Source organism: Pseudanabaena sp. 'Roaring Creek', assembly GCF_001402795.1.
Taxonomy (GTDB): Bacteria; Cyanobacteriota; Cyanobacteriia; order Pseudanabaenales; family Pseudanabaenaceae; genus Pseudanabaena.
In genome coordinates, this window is record NZ_LIRE01000745.1 from 1 (window position 1) to 24,316 (window position 24,316).

The 24,316-nt window shown below is 43.8% G+C and carries 22 protein-coding genes and 1 tRNA gene; 12 read left to right on the forward strand and 11 right to left on the reverse strand.

Annotation, left to right across the window (positions count from 1 at the left end):
• The first annotated feature begins 141 nt into the window (after positions 1-141).
• The gene (locus tag AC805_RS22370) at positions 142-792 is read left to right on the forward strand and encodes a ferritin-like domain-containing protein (RefSeq protein ID WP_055077462.1); all 651 of its coding nucleotides are present in this window, start codon (positions 142-144) and stop codon (positions 790-792) included.
• Positions 793-1,097: 305 nt separating this feature from the next.
• Positions 1,098-2,309 (forward strand): hypothetical protein, encoded by a 1,212-nt coding sequence (locus AC805_RS22375; protein WP_055077463.1) that lies wholly within the window; start codon positions 1,098-1,100, stop codon positions 2,307-2,309.
• 202 nt (positions 2,310-2,511) lie between these two features.
• Here AC805_RS22375 and AC805_RS22380 read toward each other — a convergent pair whose 3' ends face one another.
• From AC805_RS22380 to gvpA, 4 genes are all read right to left on the reverse strand, one after another.
• Positions 2,512-2,838: a gas vesicle protein gene (locus tag AC805_RS22380; RefSeq protein ID WP_009626983.1), complete on the reverse strand. Its 327-nt coding sequence runs from the start codon at positions 2,836-2,838 to the stop codon at positions 2,512-2,514.
• Complete coding sequence (gvpN, locus tag AC805_RS22385) at positions 2,839-3,720, reverse strand: gas vesicle protein GvpN (protein WP_009626982.1); 882 nt, start codon at positions 3,718-3,720, stop codon at positions 2,839-2,841.
• Positions 3,717-4,712, reverse strand: coding sequence for a hypothetical protein (locus AC805_RS22390; protein WP_055077464.1), 996 nt, complete (start codon positions 4,710-4,712; stop codon positions 3,717-3,719). The genes gvpN and AC805_RS22390 overlap by 4 nt, the downstream gene beginning before the upstream one ends.
• A gap of 240 nt (positions 4,713-4,952) precedes the next feature.
• Complete coding sequence (gvpA, locus tag AC805_RS22395; protein WP_009626980.1) at positions 4,953-5,171, reverse strand: gas vesicle structural protein GvpA; 219 nt, start codon at positions 5,169-5,171, stop codon at positions 4,953-4,955.
• 471 nt (positions 5,172-5,642) lie between these two features.
• Here gvpA and AC805_RS22400 point away from each other — a divergent pair, with 471 nt between their 5' ends.
• The 4 genes from AC805_RS22400 (at position 5,643) to AC805_RS22415 (ending at position 11,127) form a co-directional block, all read left to right on the forward strand.
• Positions 5,643-5,882 (forward strand): DUF3285 domain-containing protein, encoded by a 240-nt coding sequence (locus tag AC805_RS22400; protein WP_055077465.1) that lies wholly within the window; start codon positions 5,643-5,645, stop codon positions 5,880-5,882.
• A gap of 657 nt (positions 5,883-6,539) precedes the next feature.
• Positions 6,540-7,043: an rRNA maturation RNase YbeY gene (ybeY, locus tag AC805_RS22405; RefSeq protein ID WP_055077466.1), complete on the forward strand. Its 504-nt coding sequence runs from the start codon at positions 6,540-6,542 to the stop codon at positions 7,041-7,043.
• A gap of 151 nt (positions 7,044-7,194) precedes the next feature.
• A complete protein-coding gene (locus AC805_RS22410; protein WP_055077476.1) occupies positions 7,195-7,692 on the forward strand; it encodes a diacylglycerol kinase family protein in 498 nt (165 codons plus the stop codon).
• Between the two features lie 108 nt (positions 7,693-7,800).
• The gene (locus AC805_RS22415) at positions 7,801-11,127 is read left to right on the forward strand and encodes an efflux RND transporter permease subunit (RefSeq protein ID WP_055077467.1); all 3,327 of its coding nucleotides are present in this window, start codon (positions 7,801-7,803) and stop codon (positions 11,125-11,127) included.
• Between the two features lie 51 nt (positions 11,128-11,178).
• Here AC805_RS22415 and AC805_RS22420 read toward each other — a convergent pair whose 3' ends face one another.
• The 3 genes from AC805_RS22420 to AC805_RS22430 form a co-directional block, all read right to left on the reverse strand.
• Positions 11,179-16,029, reverse strand: a complete 4,851-nt coding sequence (locus tag AC805_RS22420; protein ID WP_055077468.1) for a PAS domain S-box protein — start codon at positions 16,027-16,029, stop codon at positions 11,179-11,181.
• Positions 16,030-16,529: 500 nt separating this feature from the next.
• Positions 16,530-16,603 (reverse strand) — tRNA-Asp (locus AC805_RS22425).
• Between the two features lie 26 nt (positions 16,604-16,629).
• On the reverse strand, positions 16,630-17,037 hold the full coding sequence (locus tag AC805_RS22430) for a hypothetical protein (RefSeq protein WP_055077469.1): 408 nt from the start codon (positions 17,035-17,037) through the stop codon (positions 16,630-16,632).
• On the opposite strand from AC805_RS22430, the gene AC805_RS22435 reads away from it, so the two are divergent.
• Positions 17,036-17,698, forward strand: coding sequence for a hypothetical protein (locus AC805_RS22435; RefSeq protein WP_055077470.1), 663 nt, complete (start codon positions 17,036-17,038; stop codon positions 17,696-17,698). The genes AC805_RS22430 and AC805_RS22435 overlap by 2 nt on opposite strands.
• A 103-nt stretch (positions 17,699-17,801) precedes the next feature.
• On the opposite strand, the gene ccsB is transcribed toward AC805_RS22435, so the two are convergent.
• Entirely contained in the window at positions 17,802-18,875 is a 1,074-nt protein-coding gene (ccsB, locus tag AC805_RS22440) for a c-type cytochrome biogenesis protein CcsB (protein WP_055077471.1), read from the reverse strand.
• A 228-nt stretch (positions 18,876-19,103) separates the two neighbouring features.
• On the opposite strand from ccsB, the gene AC805_RS25895 reads away from it, so the two are divergent.
• The 4 genes from AC805_RS25895 (at position 19,104) to AC805_RS22450 (ending at position 20,930) form a co-directional block, all read left to right on the forward strand.
• Entirely contained in the window at positions 19,104-19,265 is a 162-nt protein-coding gene (locus AC805_RS25895) for a hypothetical protein (RefSeq protein WP_156341540.1), read from the forward strand.
• A gap of 102 nt (positions 19,266-19,367) precedes the next feature.
• Positions 19,368-19,997: an alpha/beta hydrolase gene (locus tag AC805_RS22445; protein WP_055077472.1), complete on the forward strand. Its 630-nt coding sequence runs from the start codon at positions 19,368-19,370 to the stop codon at positions 19,995-19,997.
• Between the two features lie 207 nt (positions 19,998-20,204).
• Positions 20,205-20,303 carry a photosystem I reaction center subunit XII gene (psaM, locus tag AC805_RS25020; protein ID WP_009628308.1) on the forward strand — a complete coding sequence of 33 codons (99 nt, stop codon included), beginning with the start codon at positions 20,205-20,207 and terminating at the stop codon, positions 20,301-20,303.
• 48 nt (positions 20,304-20,351) lie between these two features.
• The gene (locus tag AC805_RS22450) at positions 20,352-20,930 is read left to right on the forward strand and encodes a hypothetical protein (protein WP_055077473.1); all 579 of its coding nucleotides are present in this window, start codon (positions 20,352-20,354) and stop codon (positions 20,928-20,930) included.
• A 32-nt stretch (positions 20,931-20,962) separates the two neighbouring features.
• Here AC805_RS22450 and AC805_RS22455 read toward each other — a convergent pair whose 3' ends face one another.
• The 3 genes from AC805_RS22455 to AC805_RS25900 form a co-directional block, all read right to left on the reverse strand.
• Positions 20,963-21,748, reverse strand: a complete 786-nt coding sequence (locus AC805_RS22455; RefSeq protein ID WP_055077474.1) for a glycosyltransferase family 2 protein — start codon at positions 21,746-21,748, stop codon at positions 20,963-20,965.
• Positions 21,749-22,229: 481 nt separating this feature from the next.
• On the reverse strand, positions 22,230-22,466 hold the full coding sequence (locus AC805_RS22460; protein WP_197278819.1) for a hypothetical protein: 237 nt from the start codon (positions 22,464-22,466) through the stop codon (positions 22,230-22,232).
• Between the two features lie 167 nt (positions 22,467-22,633).
• Complete coding sequence (locus AC805_RS25900; protein WP_156341541.1) at positions 22,634-22,789, reverse strand: hypothetical protein; 156 nt, start codon at positions 22,787-22,789, stop codon at positions 22,634-22,636.
• 133 nt (positions 22,790-22,922) lie between these two features.
• Here AC805_RS25900 and AC805_RS22465 point away from each other — a divergent pair, with 133 nt between their 5' ends.
• Positions 22,923-24,155 (forward strand): murein hydrolase activator EnvC, encoded by a 1,233-nt coding sequence (locus AC805_RS22465; protein WP_055077475.1) that lies wholly within the window; start codon positions 22,923-22,925, stop codon positions 24,153-24,155.
• The last annotated feature ends 161 nt before the right edge of the window (positions 24,156-24,316 follow it).

Here is a 24,316-nt window from a genome sequence, read left to right on the forward strand (position 1 = left end):
CTAAAACCTGCGGCGCACGCGCAGCGTGCGCCGCAGGATTTAGGGTTTTATATTTAATTAAGCTCACTTACTTAGAGAATGTCAAATTGCGATCGCTGATAATCACAACCAATTCTTAAACTATATTATCTGGTGAAAACCATGTCTAGAACAGAAAGATCTTCTCGTTCCGCTTCGCGCCGTCAATTAATCAAAGCAGGGCTATTTGGAGCTATGGGTGTAGCAGCTAGTGCGGCAGTAGTGCCTGCGGTGATTGCGCAACCTAAAAATGATGATGTCGCTAATGACATTAAGGTTCTTAACAATGCATTATTTTACGAACATCAAGCAATTTGGGCCTATGGCTTTGCCGCTGGTAAACTCACCGATAGCGCTGTGGGGAAGGCAGTTTTGGCGATCGCCCTAGCCAATCAAGCCGATCATAAAGCCCATCGCGATTTATTAGCCAGCGTCGTTCGACAGCTCGGTGGGATGCCCGCTATGGCTAAGACCGAATATCTCAAAACCGTTACGCCTTACATCGACAGAGGAGAGGGGAATCTAGATTCCGATGTGAATATTGCCAAGTTGGCACTTTCGTTAGAAGTAGATGCCGCGATCGCTTATGGGCGAGAAGTTGCTAAGCTCAAAAATCCCGACCTCATTACCGCAGGAGCGAGCATTGGTTCCACCGAAGCTTCTCACGCTACGGTGATTCGCGCCGCATTCCAATCCTTGGGCGTTAGCCTGAACGTAGTTCCAGCCGCCTTTGTCAGCAAAGATACTCGCGATGCTTGGATTATCAAAGTTTAATTACTTTGCCTAAGAGTCTTGAGATACAAGGCTCTTAGGCGGTGAGCCAACACTTCAATGAATTACAGCGAATTACAGCGCTTTGCGCTCAAAACCAAACCAAGGAAATTTTTAAAAGCGTGGCTTCGCAACGCTTTTAAAAATTTCCCTGTGGTTCGGTCGATCGATAATTGCTGTAAAAACAAACCCAGTAGGGTTTTGAGATTCCCAAAATGGCGTTGCCATTTTGGGAATTGGGATTACTCTCGCTGTTACTTAAATGCTTACCAACTCTCACCTTTGCTATTTAGCCCTGTCATGCAGTAATGAACGCTGTAAATACCGATCGAAATAGCTTCGCACCACCAGCCAAAATCCTATGGCGACAGGTATGGGGACTCGCAGCATTATTGGCTGCCATTACTTTTAGTTGGATCGCTTACGGATTTTATCAACCCAAAATTTTGACCCGCATTGGCTTTAGCGATCTTGCTGTATGGTTGGGAATCTTCCAAGGGTTACTTGGTGCGATCGTCGAGCCGATAGTCGGTTGGTTTTCCGATCGCGTCCTCAGCAAATTTGGCAGTCGCTTACCCCTAATTGTCGTTGGGGTAACGCTGGCAGGGCTAATTTTTGTGGGGGTTTCTTGGCTAGTCGAGACTCAAATTTCTGATGGACTGCGCTGGGTAGTGCCCCTGCTCATGACTGTTTGGGTGATTGCGATGATTATCTTTCGCGGTCCTGCGATCGCCTTGTTAATGAGCTTTGCCCCAACCAATCAATTACCTCAAGCCAACGCAATCTTGGCACTCGTATTGGCTATTACTAGTGCGACGAGTCCGATTTTGGGACTCATATTTAAGCACATTGGTGCTTCCATGACTTTTAGTCTTGGCGCGATCGCCCTCTTGTCTGGGGCAGTATTGCTTTGGCGCTCTATGCCTCGTTACCTTGCGACAGGTACAACTTCCGAAGCAGTTCCTCTTTTAAACAAAACATCTTTGACTGGCTATGCCTTACCATTTCTAGTTGGTTTGGGTTCGGGATTAGAAATCAATTTGCTGCTACATCTCTTACCCCATAGACTTTTTCATGCGTTCGACAATCTTGCGATTGAATATTGGCAATCGGGAATACTTTTAATCGCGGGAATTGCGACTTTACCGCTGCGATCGCTATTTCGGAGACAACAGGTAACCTTAGGCATGGGATTAGGACTATTAGCGATCGTAATTTGTCTCATCCTCAGTTTTGCCAATAACCATATTATTTATCTAGCCCTAGTTGCTACTCTTGGTGCGATGGCACTAGGTTTAGTTTTGACTAATACCATTCCCCTTGCTTTAGCAATGGTTTCGCCCAGTGAAGCGGGTTTTGGCACAGGACTATATTTTGGTGGCAGTGGTATGGGGACGACTATATTCGCGAGTTTATTGATCACTCAAGGCGAAATCTCTCCAATCAATGGCACGATTTCCAGCTTAGTCGCCCTAGCGATCGCATCTATCTGTCTCTATGTCTTTACCACCCAAAAGTAAAAGCCTTGCTAAGCAAGGCTTTTACTTTTGGGTTTTGAGAAAGGGTTTGCGTAGCAAACTCTTTCTCAAAACCCGTTTCCAATTATCCCGAAATCACGTTATACCAATTACCAAAATGGCGTTGCCATTTTGGTAATCTCAAAACCTTACTGGGTTTGGTTTTTAATTCATGAAAGTGTTGTCACACTTTCGTGAATTGGTATTACTTATCTAGTTCAGAATCTGTCAATTGTTTTGTCGCCGCTAGCTCGCGTTCTAAGAGATTAACTCGCTCTAACAACTGCTGGTTGGAGGCGAGTAGTTCCTGTGTTCTTGACGATAAGTAAGGATCGGACTCCCACCAATTAATACCTATCTCCTTGGCTTTATCCACCGAAGCGACCAGCAACCGAATTCTGATACTCAGTAACTCCACACTGCCCACAGACACTGTGATATCCCCTGCAATAACAATGCCTTTATCTAACACCCGTTCTAGAATATCGGCAAGGGAAGAGCCCGTGGTACTAGATTTAATTGCTTGAGACATTTAAGGTATCTGATCCAATAATTTAGCAAGTCCGAGTTCTGACTGAGGTTCGCCATTCCCATAGCGAGAGATCAACACATCAAAGCAAAGATCGCGAAAATCATCACTCTTTCCAGATACGGGAATCTCATGCTCGTGACAAATTTTGCCAATCAAAAGACAAGCTCGCAAACTGGAAGCTTTACTGCACTGTACTTGACGACGAAAGCCCCGAATCAAGTTAATCAATTTCAGCGCTTCGGTTCGTTCTAGCCCGACCCGATTAACCAAAATTTGCTTTTCCGTTTCCACATCGGCTTCGCCCACGTTAATCGTGATCATGCGATCTAGTAGTGCGTCCTGAGTGGGATGCACCCCCGCATATTCCTCAGGATTGGAAGTAAAAATCGCCCGAAACATGGGATGTACCCGCACGTATTCCATTTGCGAGCTATCGGGTGGGAGCACGATTAGCTTTTCTTCAAGCGCACTGAGTAGCACATTATTAACCTCAGGGCGCGATCGGTTGAATTCATCATAAATTAATGTGAAGCCTTCCTTTGCCGCCAAAGTCAAGCGCGAATCTGTCCAACTCTGACGCAGATCGTCTTCAACCTTCAATACGGAATGAATATAGTTGTCCACAACTTTTTTGCGAGAATAGCCAGAATTGGAGCCGATCAGTTGCGACGATCGCAAATCTTCGTCGCCATAGATCAATACCATCGGTCTGCCAACTAAGCCAGCGAGGTGCATCGCTAAAGTAGTTTTACCCGTTCCCGCTGGCCCGCGCAAATGAATGGCAAAGCCAGACTGGAGATAGCGCAGCGCTCGGCGTACTATTTGCTTAGTAAAGTCAGTGCTGACAAACTGACGGGCGTTGGCATGGAGAACAGTGGTCATGTTGAAGATCCTTCTGCCATTTGGAGCAGGGTATTAAGAATATCCGAGGGATCGACCTTTAAGGTATTTGCCCCTTGCGCTAGTAAGTCTCTAACAGTATCGCGATCGTTCACAACTTCTAGCAAACTAGAGTTTGTCGATAGTTGGGATACATAGTCAACCACAAATTGCTCGATTTTGCCAGAGTTTTTGGGGTTTTCCTTTACTTCAGGTTTTGCCATCACAGCTTCAGGAGGTGGCTCGATCGCACTTTGGGGATTAGGGCTATCACTTGGATCGCCAACGGGATTAGCATCCAATTTTGAAATTACGGGAGTTATAGCATGAGAGCGAGAGCCCGCCCAAACTGATTCGCTTAATTGGGCGCGAAAATCCTTTAGTTTCAAAGTTTGAGCTATGGCGGAGGCGTGGCGTGCTGCCGCAGTTGTGCCGAGCGATACTTTAACTTCAGCTATGCGATCGCGAAATTCTTGCGCTCTCTGTGCGGCATCGGCCTTTGTTTCGGCAAGACGAGCCTTGTGCAGATCTTCGATCTGCATTTGGGTTAGAGCCGCGAGTTCCTGAACGAACTGCTGGCGTTGGGCTTGATCGGCTTTACTAGCACGCATCCTAGCTTTATGAATATGCTTTAGCTGCGATCGCGTTTTAAAAGTGCGAGTTCTCACCTCTTGGGCGCGGCGATCGTTATCTTCATGCGCAAGTTCAACACGATTATTATGGAGATTAGTTAAATATTCTGATACTTGGCTCGCCCGAACCGTGATTTCCTCGCGGCGAGACTCAAGCGAATTTTCGGCGATCGCCTGTCTACCCTGCTCCCATGCAAGTCTAGACTGTTTGGCATGGGCGAGATACTTAGCAGTAGCTTCTGACTGAGCTTGCAAATCCTTTGCCCTTTGCACGCGCGCCAGTTGCTGCTCGACGAGGAAATCTGCTCTCTCCTTTAGCCGTTGCTGTCTTGCTGCTGCAAACTCTTGCATCAAAGAAGCCATAACATTAAAACCTCAAATTCACTTTTTCAAAATTAATTTTTTCAAAGCGTCACAAGTTTCATCTATAAAATCCCCCTTCCCACCGCATAACTACCCTACCAAAAATCTATTGCTTTGCCAGCTTTAAACAGGCAAGATAGTTATTTTAGTGAGAAAGGGGTAGTAGAAAAGAAATCGGTAGGCTAATAAACTATTGTTTAGTGACTTACTTCTAACATTAAAGTGTTAGCGGTAAATATACTAAGCAGCAGGTACTGCCGCCGATGCCGTCAAACCGACAGCCTCAGCATACTTGAGGTAGGTTTCTACCGAAGCAATGACGACACGAGCTTCAATTGACAGTAGTTCGATTCCCACAAGAGAGACTCTTACCCATGCATCAATAACAATGCCCTTATCTAAAATGCGATCAATAACTTCCGCTAAACTAGAGGAAGAATTAACTTTTTCGACTGCCATAGTAATGATCTCCTTGATTAAACTATGTTCGGCATTTAAATTTTGCCTGCGCAAACTGTACTACACAACAGCAAAATTACTTATACTTATTTTGTATTAGAATTTTGCATTTGTCATCCTAAAAGATGGCACATTAACTATAAATCATATAAGGCATTGACAACAATAATGGCAAATATTTTTTACAATAACTTGAAATCTGAATCCTACTTTTTGCCACTATCTGTCAACTGAGTGTTTAGCATTTTAAAGCTTAGTTGTTTGCAGACAATAGACGCAACAATTATAGAACAATTATTAGATTGTGCCTATAGAACCTCCCACACCGTGCCCTTGCCGCTTTCTAAGCCAGATAGGATTTTCAAGTTCGTTCATCAAATCGATTTGAAATTTACACCAGTTATTTATCCAAATTCTTTACAGCAACGATCATTCATAAATTTCATTCATAAATTATTGACAAATTAAATCATGGATAGCAATCTCAAAAATACATCTAATGCCAGCGATCGCTATGTTAATAAGAGTGAATCTAACATCGATCCCCTCGATAAAGACACTATTCTCAATAAGCAGAAAGAAAAAGACAGCTTTGTAAAACTTGCCATGCGTAACATGGTCAAAAAAGGCAGCACGTCCCTATTCCATTTGGCGCTAACAGTTTTTGGTGTAATTGGAACGCTATTGGGTTTAGCGATCATTTTTCACTAATCCAACTTAATTAAGAATTTTTAATTACATCCTTTAATTAAGGATGTAATTAAAGGATGTAGTGTAATTCGATGTTTAACTTTGCGTTTGATTAATTTACCAAATTAATTTCATACACTTTTTACAAGCTAAGAATAGAAAGTTGCTCTCAAGCTAATAAAATCAAGATCAAAATCAGTTAATTGATTTTGATCTTGATTAATTAATTAATTTAGATTAAATTTATATTTCCATAAACCAAGAAATTATATACTTAATGCTAAATAGTCTAGTTCCTGTCGCTACAATCCATTGAAAAAGAGATTGAGAATATATTCTTAGAATTTCTGATACATCTTGCCTGTCTTTATACTTGATCTCTATGCTTGATCTCTATATTTGATATGCCATTGATTTTATTGATTTCCCTACAAAATTCTCTATGAATAGCCAATAAATTTTAATCGCGGCAAAACTCATTAAATACAATTAATTGCATTTAAGTAGCTAGGCGCAATTAAATATAAAATCCTAAAACCTGTAGCGCAAGCTGCGCTTGCGCTACAGGTTTTGATTTTAGGTTGTAATTATGCCCAGCTAATTAATATAAGCAGATGATCGATTTTAGTTACTATTTTAATCTATTATTTATGCTTGATTTGATGGGGTATTGAAGACTTGAATATTGATTTGTATTGTGACATCTATCCAGAAATCGCCGATCGCCACCCGATCGCCATGGAGCAATGGCAAGAATGGTTTACCATTTGGGCAAATTATTTACAATCCGAAAAAGCGATCATCGATGGCGAGTACGAGGTGTCTTTGGCGATCGCCGATGATTTAACAATTCAACAACTAAATTTGCAATATCGCCAGCAAGATCGCCCTACGGATGTTTTATCTTTTGCTGCCCTCGAATCAGCAGTACCTGAGATCCCGATCGATGATTGTGAAGATTTTGATTATATCGAGCCAACCAGTTGGGGGGACATCATCATCTCGCAAACTACAGCGATCCGTCAGGCTGAGGAGCGAGGGCATTCCTTAACCTATGAACTAGCGTGGCTAGCGGCTCATGGTTTATTGCACCTACTAGGCTGGGATCACCCTGATGACGAAAGTTTAGAAGCTATGCTTGCGCAACAAGATACTATGTTGCAACTAATTTCACTGCGCTAAATTTCACTGCTCGTTAGTCCTTGTAATATGTAGAAAATAGTCAATAATAACTTAAGTATTTGCGAGCGTAATTTAAGTAAACTGTTTTCCTAGCATTGAAATCTCGAACATCTTGGCGATCGCTGGGCAAAGTCTATTTGGGATCATCTCCATGAATAATGATTTACCACTAACCAGATTATTTTTATTTAAATCGCCTTCCTTATCCGAGCCAATGACAAAGACTGATGAATTGGAAACCGAACAGAGTGCGGCACAACGCAATGATTCTTTTCAAATTGCGACAAACTTACTATTAAGTTTTAAATATGCCGGGCAGGGTGTTAGTTATGCGTTTCGTACCCAGCGAAATTTTCGGATTCATTTACTCATTGGCGCGATCGCCTTAACTCTGAGCATATATTTCCATCTCTCCGCCGTTGCTTGTTCGATCATTAGTTTAACGATCGCTCTAGTATTAGTCCTAGAGCTATTGAACACAGCCTTAGAGGCTGTCGTTGATTTGACCGTTGGGCGTGAATTTCATCAACTAGCCAAAATCACTAAGGACTGTGCCGCTGGTGCGGTACTGATTGCGGCGATCGCCGCTTTGCTGATTGCAGGCGTGTTATTATTGCCTCATATCTTACAGCGCCTTGCGTTGATATAAAAGTCAAAATTTAAAGAAATTCTGATCAAACCAGACTTTCTTCAAATTTTATGATTGCAGTCAGTGGCTAAGCTTATTCGTTAAACTCTTCGTTCCTATACCCTGCCCATGCTGCTATCAATATCTGACTTCTTCATCAGAAGACCTGTATTCGCAACGGTCTGCTCTGTTATAATCACGCTATTGGGAACAGCTTGTATCTTTCTATTGCCTGTTGCTCAATATCCTGAAATTACGCCACCTAAGGTAACTGTAACCGCCAACTATGTTGGCGCAAATGCGGAAGTTGTCGAATCTACGGTTACGAACATTCTCGAAAGAGAATTGAATGGAATTGAAGGAGTTCGTTATATTACTTCGACTAGTGCTAATAATGGAACTAGTTCAGTAAATCTAATTTTTGACCTTGACAAGAATAAGGATCTTGCAGCTGTTGATGTCCAAAACCGAGTATCTACGGTAACAGCGCAACTGCCAGGTCCAGTGCAGCAAACTGGTGTAACCATTAGTAAAGAATCTTCGGGATTTCTCTTTGCAGTAGGTGTATTTTCTGAAAAGGGAGAATACGATGATTTATATCTAAGTAATTACGCCGATCTGTATATTGTCGATGAGATTAAGAAGGTCAAAGGTGTCGGGAATGTCGTCATCTTTGGTGAACGTAAGTATGCCATGCGAGTTTGGCTAGATCCCAATCGTCTTTCAGCTAGGGGACTTACTTCTCAAGATGTCGTGTCAGCAATTCAGCAACAAAACTTGCAAGTTGGGGTCGGACAAATTGGACAACAGCCTAATTTGCCAGATCAGCAATACCAACTATCTATTTCCGCAACGGGAAGACTCAAAAATACAGAAGAATTTGCAGAAATAGTAATTAGAACCGCCAGTGATGGATCGTTAATTAAATTGCGTGATGTCGGACGGGTAGAATTAGGCGCGGAAAACTATGGTTCTGCCCTTCGTTTTAATGGTACTAGAGGGATCGGCTTAGGTATATCGCAGTTGCCCGATGCGAATGCCCTAGATGTGGCAAAAGCCGTCAAACATGTCCTAGAGGAGTTAAAACCAACATTTCCTCCTGGACTAAATTATGAGATTGCCTTTGATACAACCAGTTTCATTGAAGCTGGTACCGAAGAAGTCATCATTTCTCTTGCCATTGCGATCGGTCTCGTGATCGTGATCATCTATCTGTTTTTGCAGAACTGGCGCGCAACGCTGATTCCTGCTATTGCTATTCCCGTTTCCTTAGTTGGGACTTTCATTTTCATCAAACTCCTCAACTTTAATATCAATACCCTAACCCTATTTGGTTTAACCCTTGCCACAGGGCTAGTTGTTGATGACGCGATCGTGGTAGTTGAGGATATTGCCCGACGCATTCAAGAAAACGGTGAATCCCCGATCAAAGCAGCAATCTCGGCGATGAATGAACTACAGGGGGCGGTCATTGCTAGTTCTCTGGTTCTGATTGCCGTGTTTGTGCCTGTTGCTTTTTTCCCTGGCACGACTGGACAACTGTATAAACAATTTGCATTGACGATCGCTTTTTCGATCACGGTTTCTACATTTAACGCCTTGACCCTGTCGCCAACCTTAGCAGGGCTACTGCTCAGACAAGAGACTATTCATGGGAATTGGTTCTTTGATCGGGTGAATTGGTTAATTGACGGTACGCGCGATCGCTATCGATGGTTATTGGGAAAATCTACGAACCTGAAAGGGTTTATGATGATCCTCTTTACCGCTTCCCTTTTCCTAACCTACTGGGTATATACCAGCGTTCCTAGGGGCTTTTTACCACAGGAAGATCAAGGATACTTCATTACAATTGTGCAAGCTCCTGAAGGTGTGTCGTTAAATTACACCGAAAAAGTGCTAGAGAATATTGAAGGAATCATGCGTCGAAAGAATGATAAGGGGGAACCTGCTTATCCCGAGATTGCCAATATCTTTGCAATCTCAGGCTTTAGTTTTAGCGGCAACACCCCAAACAATGGCATTATCTTCTCGACGCTAAAACCTTGGAAAGAGCGATCGCGCTCAGCCGACAGCATTATTGGCGGGTTTACCCCCAAACCTTTTGGTTTATTTCCTGAATTAGTTTCTATTAAAGAAGCTTTTGTGGTTCCCTTCCCCCCACCCGCAATTCAAGGCTTAAGCAACTATGGCGGTTTTGAATTCCAATTGCAAGACAAAGCCAATCAAGGCTTTCCGATCATCGAGCAAACCATGGGAGCTTTACTAGGTAGGGCAAGTACCTATCCCGACCCCAGTCATCCCAAGCTTTCAGGATTACGCCCTAATTTCAACGGGAATACACCGCAGTTAACCGTAGAAGTCGATCGCGTCAAGGCTAATGCTTTGAAAGTCTCTTTACAAGATATTTACAGCACCTTGCAAACCCTACTTGGTTCGCAGTACGTAAATGACTTCAATACTTTTGGAAGAACCTATCGAGTTTATGTCCAAGCAGACGCTCAGTTCCGTTCTAACCCTGAAGATATTAATAAGCTCTATGTGCGCTCTAGTAGCGGTCAGGAGATTCCATTAAGCAATTTGGTCAGAGTTACCCAAACCGTTGGTCCCTCGATTATCAATCACTATAACCTGTTCCGCTCCGTCCAGATTACTGGTAACACTGCTCCTGGGGTTAGTTCGGGACAAGCGATTGATATTATGAGCAAGGTGGCTAAAGAAGTCCTACCGAAAAGTTTTGGCTATGAATGGTCGGGATTATCTCTGGAGGAGATCGGCTCTGGCAGCAGCGCCGTCTTTATTTTTGGTTTGGGCATTGTATTTGTATTCTTAGTACTTGCCGCTCAATACGAGAATTACATCGATCCCGTAATCATCATGCTGACAGTCCCACTTGCAGTATTAGGTGCGCTTTCAGCAGTTTTATTGCGTGGTTTATTTAATCCTGTTTTCTCCAATGATGTGTATACCCAAATTGGGTTAGTCATGCTGATTGGGATGGCTAGTAAAAATGCCATTTTAATTGTGGAGTTTGCCAATCAGTTACGCGAAAGAGGTTTAAGCATTACGAAAGCCGTGCTTGAAGCTTCCCAGCAACGTTTAAGACCAATCCTGATGACAGCCTCTGCAACTATTATCGGGATTTTCCCCCTAGTAATCGCAACGGGGGCAGGTGCTGCTGCACGTCAATCCTTGGGAACTGCGGTCATGGGTGGTATGTGTCTGGCGACGGTACTCAGTTTATTCATCGTTCCCATTCTTTATATTGTTGTCAAAAATATTGAAGAGCGAATGATGGCTGGTTTATACAAACCACATTCCCATGAACTTGAACTCGAACATGAAGTAGCGATCGTCCCATTGCATGAAGGCGATCTCAACGGAAGTAGTTTCAAGAATGGTAGTCACAATAGTGGTGCTGAAGAATCTCAAGAAGAAAATAGCCCTAAACCTTAGATATTGGCTCTAATCAAAAAAATGATGGGCGGCGCGAAGCGCCGCCCATCTTTACCTATTTAGTACTACCAACTTTTGAATAGTTTCAGTGAGTTCCTTTAATTTAAAGGGTTTACTTAAGTAGGCATTAGCACCTGCGGCAAGGCAGCGATCGCGATCGCCCGTCATGGCAAGAGCCGTCAAAGCAATAATTGGCATATTCACGAATTGCGGATCGTCACGCAGTCGCTTAATTGCCTCCAATCCATCCATAACAGGCATTTGGACATCCATTAAAATGATATCGGGTTGGTGAGCCTTGGTCATTGCGATCGTCTCTACTCCATTCTTAGCAATGAGAAGGCGATATCCTTTCTGCTCTAAATAATCATCAATCATGCTGATATTAGTTTCATTATCTTCAGCAATCAAAATTAAGGGTCGTCTATACTTATCCGTCCCATCATTTATGCGATCCTGTAGGCGATCATGCTGCGGGGCTGGCTCATCCCCTTCGTTACTTACCTTCCCACTGAAATTTACATTTAATGATTGGGGTGACAGGACGAAGGGGATTTCGATCGCAAAGGAACTACCGACACCTAGTTCGCTAGTCAGCCCCACAGTACCGCCATGAAGCTCCACAATCTGTTTGACTAGTGCTAACCCCAAACCCGTGCCCGTATACTTCCGATTTAAGGCACTGTCGATCTGGATAAATGGCTGAAAAAGCTTTGGAATATTCTCAGGGGCAATACCAATTCCCGTATCGATTACCACAAAGCGCAATCGCTCTCTGAGATCTGGATCGCCTTGAGATTCTACCTTAGTAACTTCTAATCTAACCTGCCCATATTCACGGGTAAACTTTACCGCATTATTGAGAAGATTAATTAGTACTTGACGGATTCGCCTTTCGTCCAACAGGACATCAGGTAGATAGGATGGAACTTTGATATCGAGCTGAATGTGTTTTTGTAGAGCCTGTTGTTTGATAAAGGCAAGACTGGATTGGCAAAGTTGCTGAATCGAGGTTGAAGTATAGCTCAACTCGATCTGACCTGCTTCAATCTTGGCAACATCAAGAATGTCGTTAATCAATTCCAGTAGATGATAGCTACTACGTTCGACGGTTTTTAAAGCTGCGATCTGGCGATCGTTAACTGCTCCAAATATCTCTTCTTGCATAGCTTCAGTCATGCCTAAAATGGCATTGAGAGGAGTCCGTAGTTCGTGACTCATCGTTGCCAAAAATTCATCCTTGAGACGAGTAGCACGCATCAGTTCGGCATTAGTTCTTTCCAATTGCTGTTCATATTCCTTCCTTACTCGCATATCTCGCATAATAAACGAGAAAAATTCTATTTCTTCTTGCTCCGATTTGTGGGAGAGAATCAATTGCGAAACGGGGATCTCCTCTCCTTCAGCATTCAGTAATGCTGTCTCGCCAATCCAACTGCCCGTTGCGATCGCATGGGGGATACCCACCTTTGTTACTAGGGATGCAGCCCATTCAGGGTGACAATCAGAAATTTGAAACTGTAAAGAATCTTCATCGGGATTGATACCACACAAGCGCTTTAATTGAGCATTTTTCCAAAAGATCTTTCCATTCGCATCAGACATACTGATGTAATCGGTCGAAGCCTCTAAGATGGCAGTTAAGCGATTTTGTTTTTGCTGGAGATATTTGCGATCGCTAATATCTTCAGCCGTACCAATGGTTTGTTTGACTCTGCCATTAGCATCGCGGCTAAAAACTGAGTCGCGCAAGTAGAACCAATGCCATTCACCATTTGCATGTCTCATCCGATATTCCATCTCAATAATTTCGCCATCCTGAGAGGCGAAAACCCGATTATGATGTTCGCGGACAAGCTTCAGGTCATCGGGATGCATCAAATTGAGCACAAAATTTGCTCCCATGGCTTGAACTTCTTCAGGATGGTAACCTAGGGTTTTGTAAATTTCGCGATTCGTATAGACAATCTTTTGTTCTTCCATATCGTAGAGATAGAGAACGTTGGGAGAAGCATCGGCAATCTTTTGAATAAAGCTCTGACTCTCTTGTAGGGCTTGTTCGGCTTTTTTGCGATCGCTAATATCTTCCGCCGTACCGATGGTTTGTTTGACTTTGCCCTGCGCATCACGGTTAAAAACCGAATCGCGACTATGGATCCAGCGCCATTCACCATTGGCATGTCTCATCCGATATTCCGACTCGATCGTTTCGCCATCCTGAGCCGCATTAACCCTTTCATAATATTGGGGTAAGATCCTCTGAATATCATCGGGATGCATCACATTGAGAACAAAGTTTGCCCCCATCGCTTGAATTTCTGCGGGAGAATAACCCAACGTAGTATAAATTTCCCGATTCGTATAAATATTCCGCTGTTCTTGAATATCATAGAGATAGAGAATATTGGGAGAAGCATCGGCAATTTTTTGAATAAAGCTTTGACTCTCTTGCAGGGCTTGTTCGGCTTTTTTGCGATCGCTAATATCCCGCGAGATACATACCCGAATCGATTCCCCTTCCCATTTCATGATACGCAGAGAAACCTCGACGGGAAAGACGGAACCATCCTTACGACGATGCAATGTTTCAAAGGTATTTTCATCAAAGGATTCGTCTTTAAATATCTCTTGCAACTCTTCAGCACTCCATTTTGCCTCCCAATCTGACACATTAAGGGCAGTAATTTCACTAGACTCATAGCCGAGCATTTGGGCAAAGCGCTCGTTCGACTCTAGGAGATTCCCAGCTTTATCAAGAATATGGATCCCATCTAAAGTGGTATTAAAGATAGCGAAGCGCCGCTGAATTTCTTGTTGGAGAGCCATCTCTATTCGCTTGCGATCGCTAATATCCCGTGACATACAGATAAACACATATTCTCCCTGCCATTCCATCACTCGCCGCGAAATCTCGACGGGAAAGACGGAACCATCTTTGCGACGGTGCAGCGTTTCAAACGTATCTTCATTCAAGATTATATTTTCGCTATTAAATAATTCTCGTACTTCTTCAGGAGTCCATTGTGCTTCCCAATCCGCCACATTAAAGTTAGTAATTTCCCAAGGCTCGTAGCCCAGCATTTGGGCAAAGCGCTCATTGGAATCAATAAGATTCCCTGCTCTATCAAGAATGAGCATCCCATCGGAGGAGGCGTTAAAGATAGTAGCTCGCCGCAGGATCTCCTGTTGGAGAGACATTTCCATTTGCTTGCGATCGCTAATATCACGCGCAATACAAATATACATAGATTCCCCTTGCCATTCCATCACTCGCGCCGAAATCTCTACAGGAAAAATGGAACCATCTTTACGACGGTGCAGCGTTTCAATCGTGGCTTTATCTAAAATTGGCTTTTCAAATAATTCTTGGACTTCTTCAGGAGTTAATTTCGCCTCCCAATCCGCCACATTAAAGTTAGTAATTTCCCAAGGCTCATAGCCCAGCATTTGGGCAAAGCGCTCATTGGAATCCATGAGATTCCCTGCTCTATCAAGAATGAGCATCCCATCGGAGGAGGCGTTAAAGATAGTAGCTCGCCGCAGGATCTCTTGCTGGAGAGCCATTTCCATTTGCTTGCGATCGCTAATATCTCGAAAAATTCCTTGAGCGAGGATCTCGCCATCAATCTCGATGCGGCTGCCTGTAATCTCTACGGGAATCAGACTGCCATCCTTTCGGATTACTAGGCTCTCTAGCTTGGGAGCATTATTATTTTGAGTTACGTTTTTAAAATGATTCTTTGCTGCCTCTAATGCCTCTGGAGGATGAATCTGAGACATATGCATATGCATCAGTTCCTCTCGACTATAGCCTAGGAGTTCTACGGCTTTTTGGTTGGTTTCAAGCAGGTTGCCTTTGGCATCTGCTAAAAATATCGCATCGCTCGCAAAACTAATCAAGGTACTATAACGATCGTTTTTGCGTGCCTCCGCCTCAAACTTGTGGCGATCGCTAATATCGCGAATGAGCCATCGCAAACCGATCGCTTGGGTATATTCGTCACGAATCGCGCCAACAATCACTTCCGCCAGAAATGGATTTCCCTGACGAGGGTGGAAGGAAATTTCCCAAGTTTGTTTGCGATCGCTATGCAATTGCGCCTCAATGCGATCGTAAAACAATGAATAGTCAGCGCGATCAATAAAAACAACTAGGGGCTTACCGACCATAAACTCCCGCTCTACCCCCAAAAACTGGAGAATTGCTTGGTTAGCGGACAGAACAATCCCCGCAGCATTAGTCACCAAATAACCATCGGGGGCAAAATCAAACAAATCTTGGTATTTCTGTTGCTCGATCGCAAGTTGCATATTTTGATATCTCAGCTCATCATCAGAAATCCTTAGGTTTTCTAAGGTTTGCCGTAACTCTTCATTCAGATCGAGAAGAAATTCTTGATTAAAATCAAGGAGATGAGATTCATGTTGGGGGACTTGCGACTGCTGAGGTGACACCTCTTGCCCTGCGGGATTAGCGATCGCGATATCTGGCAGTACCTCCCTTAGCAATAACGCCATCAGGCTATCTTGAGACAAAAGCCCTACTAAGCGATCGCCCGCTAGCACGGGTAAATGCCGAATTTGATGTTGCTGAAACAAACTCACAATGTCATTGATGTCATAGCAATCCGATGCTTGCAGCGAAATAACGGGATGGCTCATTACCATCTGCATCGGTTGTTCGCGGTCATAGCCCTGATTACTAACCCGAACCACATCCCGTTCGGTGAAAATACCGATCAGTCTTTCCGTATCTGGTTCGGTAATCAATAGACAGCTTGCGCCCACCCTATCCATCATCGCGATCGCCTTCATAACCGAAGTTTCTGGCGCAATTCTCACTGGCTCACAGGAGATCGCCGCCATTACTTGCTGATGAATTTGAATACTTTTAGCCACCATTATATTCACCTAAGCATAAGGGGATCGCAAACCAGTTATTTAATGAAGATCTAAATCTTTCAGATGAATAATGGCTTTTTTACTACTAGAAATCACAAGACAATCTTGCTTTTATCAGCTTTCGCTTGTAGACTCACACTGGGTTTCAGGCTCTAAATCAGACTCTAAATCAGGCTCTAAAAATGATATTACATTATCTTTTAAGAGTTTGCAGGCAAGCGCGATCGCCAAACAATTTCTGTCAGCGAACTCACTGGTTAAATTCACATTGCCCCCATCCATTGCTGCAATTTATCTTACCCAAGCAAGACTTCTCCCCAATCACCATAATCCGTTCCCAATCAAGAATTGATAGAACGAAAGTCCAAAACAGGAATGGCGCTGCTAAGCAACACCACTCCTGTTTTGGACTTTAGATTTTGGGGTTTAAATATGACCTGCTACTAGAGAGTTTGCAATAGAACCTACAGTTCTATATAGGCTTGTGTAAACTCTTAGAACGGGTTCGACGGGGCTCGAACCCGCAACTTCCGCCGTGACAGGGCGGTGCTCTAACCAATTGAACTACGAACCCAAATTTTGCTCTTATAAATTTACCCTTTAGGTAAACCAAGAATCGCTTTTACTCGCTGGTTTGCAGCTCGTTTTTTTCGTTTCTTTATTTAAGCGCTCCTTATTATGTAGATTTACAAGGGGTTTGTCAATACCTTTGGCAAAAGTTTTTTGTTTTTTGTTGTATTCAATCCTCAAACCCTCTTCCAATGGGAAAAAGAAGCCCATCATCTTTTGGAGTTTATAACCCGCAAGAAGAAGAGGGCGACACTGCGTGTCGCCCTCTTCTTCTTGCGGGTTGTGGCGATAGCCACTTAAATAGAGAACAAACAACTTAAAACATCGTAAAAAGCCTGAAAAAGTCATTGCAATTGTGCCACTACGTGATATCCTGTCAGCCATTAATTGCCAGCTAAATTTTTCCTTTAGGATCGAATTGCTGTAGAGGAGTCCCATGAATTGCTTTAAGATCGCAAACATCAAAAGTGCAAAAAGTAGTGCAAAAAGTGTAACCATTGCGATCGCCACCACACTTTTGGCGCAAACAGCTAGTATGGCGCTGCCAATATGGCAATCGCTTGTGCCTTCAGCGATCGCCTTGCCGGGACAAAGACCTGACGAAGTTTTGGATTGGATTAAAACTAATCCCGTACTACGCCCCGAAAGTGGCGAGCGTTTGCTAATCCGCAAAAGCGATACCCCTGCGCGTCGATTTCAATTTCAGGCAAGTGTATTAATCCCGGGGCTAGCGGAAGTGCGTGGGGAACCTAATGTTATCCGCAGCGAGCAAATCAAGTTTTTTGACATTATCAATGGCGTGACGAAATCGCGCTTAGAGGAATCTTTACGTTCTATTTATGGGCCAGAGATTATGCGGGATTATGCCACGGCTAAGGTGGTCTATGCCTATCCCACTGCCGAGATGCTCGCGCGATCGCAGGCTAAAAATGCTTCACCAATTCTTAGGGCTTTGCAAGGGGAATTACGTCAGGGCAAGAAATACGCCTATTGGGTAGAGTTGCTGCAAAATGGCAAGGGTAGCGCCAACTCTGGACAAATCACAGTATTTGAACTAGAAAGTCTTCCCAAACTTAACCTAGAGTTAAGCAATCGCTAGCCTAAGCAACAAAAAAGCCTCGCTTAGCGAGGCTTTTTTGTTGCAAAACAAGAAAAGGATGGGGCGGCGCGAAGCGCTGCCCCATCCTTTTCTTGGGCTTTATTTACAGAAACCAACCATAACTATGTAAACCCTTACCGAGAAGATTTACACCTAGATAACAAGTCCAAACTACCAATAACCCTAAGCTTGCCAAAATCGCAGGTTTACGCCCCTGCCATCCCTTAGTAATGCGTGTATGTAAGTAAGCGGCAAATACGAGCCATGTAATCAAAGACCATGTTTCTTTGGGATCCCAACTCCAATAGGAACCCCATGCCTCATTTGCCCAAACACCACCCGCAATAATCCCGATTGTCAGCAGGGGAAAACCTAGCCCGATCGCTCGATAACTGAGATTATCTAGGGTTTCACCGATGGTGAGGCGACGCAAGGACAAGGGCTGGGTTGGAGTGGCGCTCGCAGCAGCAGTTAATAAGTTACCGTTCAAAGTACTGTTCAAATTACTTTGCGCCGATGGTAAATTACCTGAATTCAAAACACTAGCCATGCTATCAACGGCAAAGGCTGCAAATGTCTCAGCACTAGCGGTTTTATTGGTATCAATCACACTACGGAGATTTGTACCAAAGGAACTTCCCTGTAACACCACATCCTGACCACGAGTAACGATCAAAAAGGCGATCGCCAAAATACTGCCCGTCATCAACGCGGCATAGCTTAACAACATTACGCTGACATGCATCATCAGCCAGTTAGACTTCAATGCGGGCACAAGGGGTTCGGATACCTGCATTCCCGAAGGCAGTGCTAGGGCAGCAAAGGCTGTAATTCCCATCGCCAGAGGTGAAGTGAATGCACCAATGAGACGCTTTGCCATATCGTTAGCACTCTTATTGCCAATGCGACTAACGACGATATGCATGGTGGTTATGCCCCATGCCAAGAAAAACAACGATTCGTAAAGATTGCTCAGTGGGAAATAGCCTGCATCAATCCAACGCGCTGCCAGTAGGGTAGCCATACAGAGATTAGCGATCGCCATACCCGCATTTCCCAGCGATCTTAGATAGGGTAAGTTCGGAAATGCGACATGTACCCAAAAAACGAGCATAGTCGCAAAGAGGATAGCAAAGGATGAGTTATCCAGTAAGTTCTGAAGCGCGACGAGTTGCATTCAGGCGATTCTCCAGCAATTTTAAGAAGATTTTATGAATTGATTGTTAAAAGTGCATTTTTTATGCTTTTTAATTGTAAGCGATGACGAGAAGCCTTACCATTTAACCTTTCACTCTACTCCCTTCCCAGTGAAGACGGCGCGAAGCGCCGCAACGTCTGAGGAAACAAAGCAGGAGTCAACGCACAGTTCAATCCGCCACAAGAACAATTAGCCTATAGGGTTCAGTTGCCTGAGGAAGCCGATTTTCCTGCCATTTTTGCCGAACCAATGGAGATAGTGGTAAAAGCTCTGCAAACACAGACTAAGTGGGACGATATGTTGCGTCATCTTCCAGATATTTCACTAGCTTCAGCGCAAGATTATGGCTTGATGTCAGTAAATCTATAAATGGGTTTACTCCCTTCCCAGTGAAGCATTAGACGTTGCGGCGCTTCGCGCCGCAACGTCTAATAGATTTATAGCTATTAGGTTTATAGATATAATTTGCTCATGACACTAAATTACCGATCGCTACCCGCTCAACTACCCAATCCCAATGCACTTGGGGCGATCGTCGCCCTGCATGGTTGGGGTGCAAATTGTGACGATCTGATCTCCCTTGCGCCCCTTGTGGGACTCCGCAACTATCAATGGATCTGTCCTGAAGCTCCCTTTAACCATCCCATGCCCAATGGCAAGATGTGGTATGACTTACAAAGTCTCGATACGGAAGGACTAGCCCATAGTTGCGAACTGCTCAGTCAGTTTCTCGAAGACCTCCCTGCCATGACAGGTATTCCCTTAGAGAAAACTTTCTTGTTAGGTTTCTCCCAAGGTGGCGCAATGACCCTAGATGTGGGTTTAGTATTTCCCCTCGCAGGATTGATTGCTCTAAGTGGTTATCTGCATATCACAGAGGAACAGCTACAGGAAATCGCCCATGAATCATTACCACCGATCTTAATTGCCCATGGTACGCAAGACACAGTAGTGCCGATCGGGATCGCCCGCAACACTAGAGAGATGTTCGATCGCTTGGGCGTAACTGTAGCCTATGAGGAATACGAGATGTCCCACGAAATTCGTCCTGAAACCTGCGATCGCATTCAAGCATTTATCTTGGAACATCAAGCCAAATAAAATCAAAAAAAATCCCAATTGTCCCTATAGAACGGCTTAGATCGGCTTAGATCGGCTTTTACAATTTTTTGACCCCTTTTTATTTGTAATTTTGTTTGTAATTTTGTTTGTAATTGTTTTTATTTGTTTTAACAGCTAGTCAATTTTTGATATGACAGTGTATTGTAAAGATCGAAATAAGAATCTATATATAAAAGGAGATATTGTATGAATCTTTCAGATGCTCAAGTTTTCACAGCATTAGTTGTTGCACTGTTCCCCGCAGTATTAGCAGCTTTATTAGGTTCTGCTCTTTCCAACTCCTAGTCTAATTCCTAGTCCTCATCTATCTTTTTTACAGCCTAGAGGTTGCGAATGGTTGCCAAACGAGACTTATCTCCCCATTTTTCTCCACAAGTACCAAAACAAACCCCGCGATCGCAGGGTCAGTACGGGCGAAATGATGTGGTGAATATACATTCGCGTAGTAACCATTCGGCAACCTCTGGTGCTAGCTCGCCATCGGCGCAGAATGGGGCAAATAGCTACAGTGAAGCAGTTGCTCAGAACGTCCAGCGCAAAAAAGAGCAATTTTGCCGCGCCAAGGCAACTGAGTCCATCATTGTCATTGCTGTCAATGTGGCTTTATCCTTGGCGGCGATCGCGGCGATCGCCAAGTTGCTTCCCTATCAGTCCTCCCAAAAAGATCGTCTCGACGAAATCACTACAGAGGTAAACTCCGTCGAGCAAAGGGTCAATGGAATGCGCGATAAATTACCCCAGACCTTAAATTCGGGCAAGTCTCAAGAAATGCTGCTGAGAAAACAAGGCTGGATCAAAAGCAATCAAATGACCATCAAGCTCCTCGATCCATCTGAAGTCGCGACTCCGAGTACGGATGGCATGATGCCCACTACGACCACGGCTCAGAAACCCAATCAGCAAAGACCCTAGACTCTCTACGGCTCGGCGGTGTGATGCACCGCTTATTTTTTCAGATTTTTATCTCGCTCTAGCTCGATCAATCGAATCGCCAATAAAATTTCCGCAAGCATTCTCTGCCAAGCATAATACCAACCTTCCCATCCATCCCAGATTCCCCCTTTGAGGATGAGGCAGTAAGGCAAAATTATGATCGGCGCGATCGCTTTTTGTTGGCGAAGGCGATCGGCAAGGCTGAGTTGGGTTGGGGGCGTACTAAATAATTTTTGAGACTCGATCTGCATATACCGATCTTGCGCCCATAGCCAACGACTGAGGGACTTACGATCGTCGTGATTAATATAGGATTTGAGAGTTCCAGACTCACCATCGATCCTTAACAACTGGGTATGTCCATCGTCAATATAAATAGCTTTATGTTTGCGAAAGAGAACTTGGCGCGGTGGCAGTAATGTCCCCTTCAATGGTTTCCCAAATACACAGTATCGAAAGGGAGCAAAATAGCCATCAAGGAGTTCCGTATGGGGAGAAGCAAATAGCGATCGTATTTCTTGGATTATTGCTTCTGACAAAACATAATCCGCGTCCAGAGAGATGACCCATTCAGAATCAATTTGTTCTAATCCATAATTCCATTGAATTGTATGGGTATCAAAACGCCGTTGATAGATTTCTACTTGGGGGTATTGATTTAAAATTTCTAAGGTGCGATCGCTACTAAAGCTATCAATTACAACAATTCTTTTTGCCCAATACAACTGCTCTAAAGTCCGTTCGAGATTGGGTTCCTCATTATAGGTCAGAATTAGCGGCGTAATTGACTGGAGCATTTGCTTTCGGCTCTTGTTTCAGTTCTTATTTAGGCTATTAAGCACCTCAGCATAATTAATACCAAATCACAAAATGGCTACGCCATTTTGTGACTTTAAAACCCTTACTGGATTTAGGTTTTAATTTCCAAAAGTGTAGCCACACTTTTGGAAATTGGTATAAAATCCAGATCTAAAACCTGCGGCGCACGCGCAGGTTTTAGGGTTTTATATTTAATTAAGCCCACTTACTTATCTAAGCTTTTGACTATAGCAATCCTAAATGATTTAGAGCAATTATCGATCAAACGAACCACAGGGAAATCCTTTAAAAGCTTTGCGAAGCAACGCTTTTAAAGATTTCCCTAGTTTGGGTTTGAGCGTAAAGGGCTGTATATAGCAACGAAAGGGTTACTTAATGCATAATAATTTTTGCTTAAGCCCCAAAAAGATGTGAGTGGCGGCGCTTCGCGCCGTCACTCACATCTTTTTGGGCTGGGATTTAGGACAGGCGACAAAACTGACCTGAATGCAATCCAATTTCCCCAAAATCGGGAATCCATGCTGCCCAACGTCCATCAGAATATTGACACATTAATAATGCTTCATCGTAGCAACTAGAATTTGGTGGTTCTAACAGGGTTACCCAAGTAGAAGGCAAGGGAGTTAAACATTGAGGAGCATTCTGTCTAATATTTCTCGTATTTTTTGATAGGTGTTGGCGGGTAGTAGTGTTCATAGCAATATTCCTAGTCGCAGCCCTATTTTTCTTATAAATGATTTAGATCTGCTATGGCTAGCAGGCAGTTATACAGGTATAAATAAAGTATGTCATGAAAGCAATACATACCTAGACTTAAGTATTAAAAGATACAGAAATATTATTAAAAGTTAAAGGTTATTTTTTTAACCTAGCATAAAGCCCAAGAAGAGAATGGCAGTAACACTGCCATTCTCTTCTTGGGCTTTATGTCCTAAACAGCGGCGAGAGCCATAGCAAAGTAAGGTTTGTTTAGGACAAAACCCCAAATATGAGTGACGGTGCAAAGCGCCGCCACTCATATTTGGGGTTTTGATTGCGCTTAGCTACTCAGCGGGAACTAGGACGAATTGCTGATTCGATCGCAATAGGGTTTCATTCATGACAAAATACGGTTAAAATCTTGCCCTAGTTTGTAGATATGTGGTGGGCTGAATGTACGATCGCCATTATTGGCAAGAGATACCCAGTAAATCTTTGTCGAGCATTGTCCGAATTAATACCAAGATTGGACGGGGGCTCTGGCAATTTCTGGGGCTAGGGATGGCAATTTTGGCGATGGCTACCAGTTGCTATTTTGCCTTAGGACATATAGAACCTGCCCAATCCCAGTCCGTAGAAGATTTAAAAAATTATCAAAATTTTGTCGAGCAACAGCGTCAAATCATTCAAAAGCAGCAGGAACAGATTAACGCGCTTGCCAAACCTGCACAATCTCGACTAGAGGCATTAAGACGTAATGTGCGTGTCACCGATGCGCAGATTAAAGAAAACGAGAAGAAAATTCTCCAAGCCAAAAATCAATTTCAACTTCTCAGTAACAAGCTCCAAGAATTAGAATACGACCTCAATAAAAAACGGGATGCCACCAGCGCTCGTTTGCGTTACTTACAAAGACAACAGTTGCAACGATGGTGGGTGACATTGCTGAGTAGTCGGGATCTCAATCAATTTGCCGATCGCCGCCGCCAGATTGAAAGGATTTACGATGGCGATCGCCGCTTGCTCGCAAACTTGACCCAAAAGTCCGAGCAGGTTGAAAAACAGCGCAATCAAGTAATTGCCCAAAGAAATGAAGTCGAACTTTTAACGCAAAAGCTGAAATATCAAAAAGCGAATATCGAAGCCGAAGCGGTGGCTCAGCTAAATGCGATCGAACGACTCAAAAGCGATCGGCAAGCTCTCATCCAAGCCGAAGATCGCCTTGCTGAAGACTCACGGCGTTTATCCCAAATTATTTTGGCAAAGGTACAGCCCTACTCTGGGCTCGTTTTACCTCCAGGATCTGGTCAGTTGATGTATCCCACCATTGGACCTGTTACGAGCAATTTTGGCTGGCGAACCCATCCCATTTTAGGGACTGAGCGCTTTCACTCAGGTATCGACTTTGGTGCGGACTACGGCAGTCTCGTCTATGCTAGCGCCCAAGGTCGAGTCATCTATGCCGACTGGTACGGAGGCTATGGTAATGCAGTGATCATCGATCATGGGAATGGCATGACGACCCTATACGGTCACTGTAGCGAACTATACGTGAAGGAAGGGGATGCGGTCGAAAAGGGACAGCCGATCGCTGCTGTCGGCTCGACAGGATTTTCTACGGGTCCCCATTTACACTTTGAATTACGCGCTAACGGCGAACCGATCGATCCTGCCGCCTATCTATAGCTGTCGCTCTCCAAGCGCTATACCAATTCCCAAAATGGCGTTGCCATTTTGGGAATCTCAAAACCTTACTGGGTTTGGTTTTTAATTCACAAAAGTGTTGTCACACTTTCGTGAATTGGTATTATATAGCTACAGTCACTTGAATAAGGACAAAACCCCAA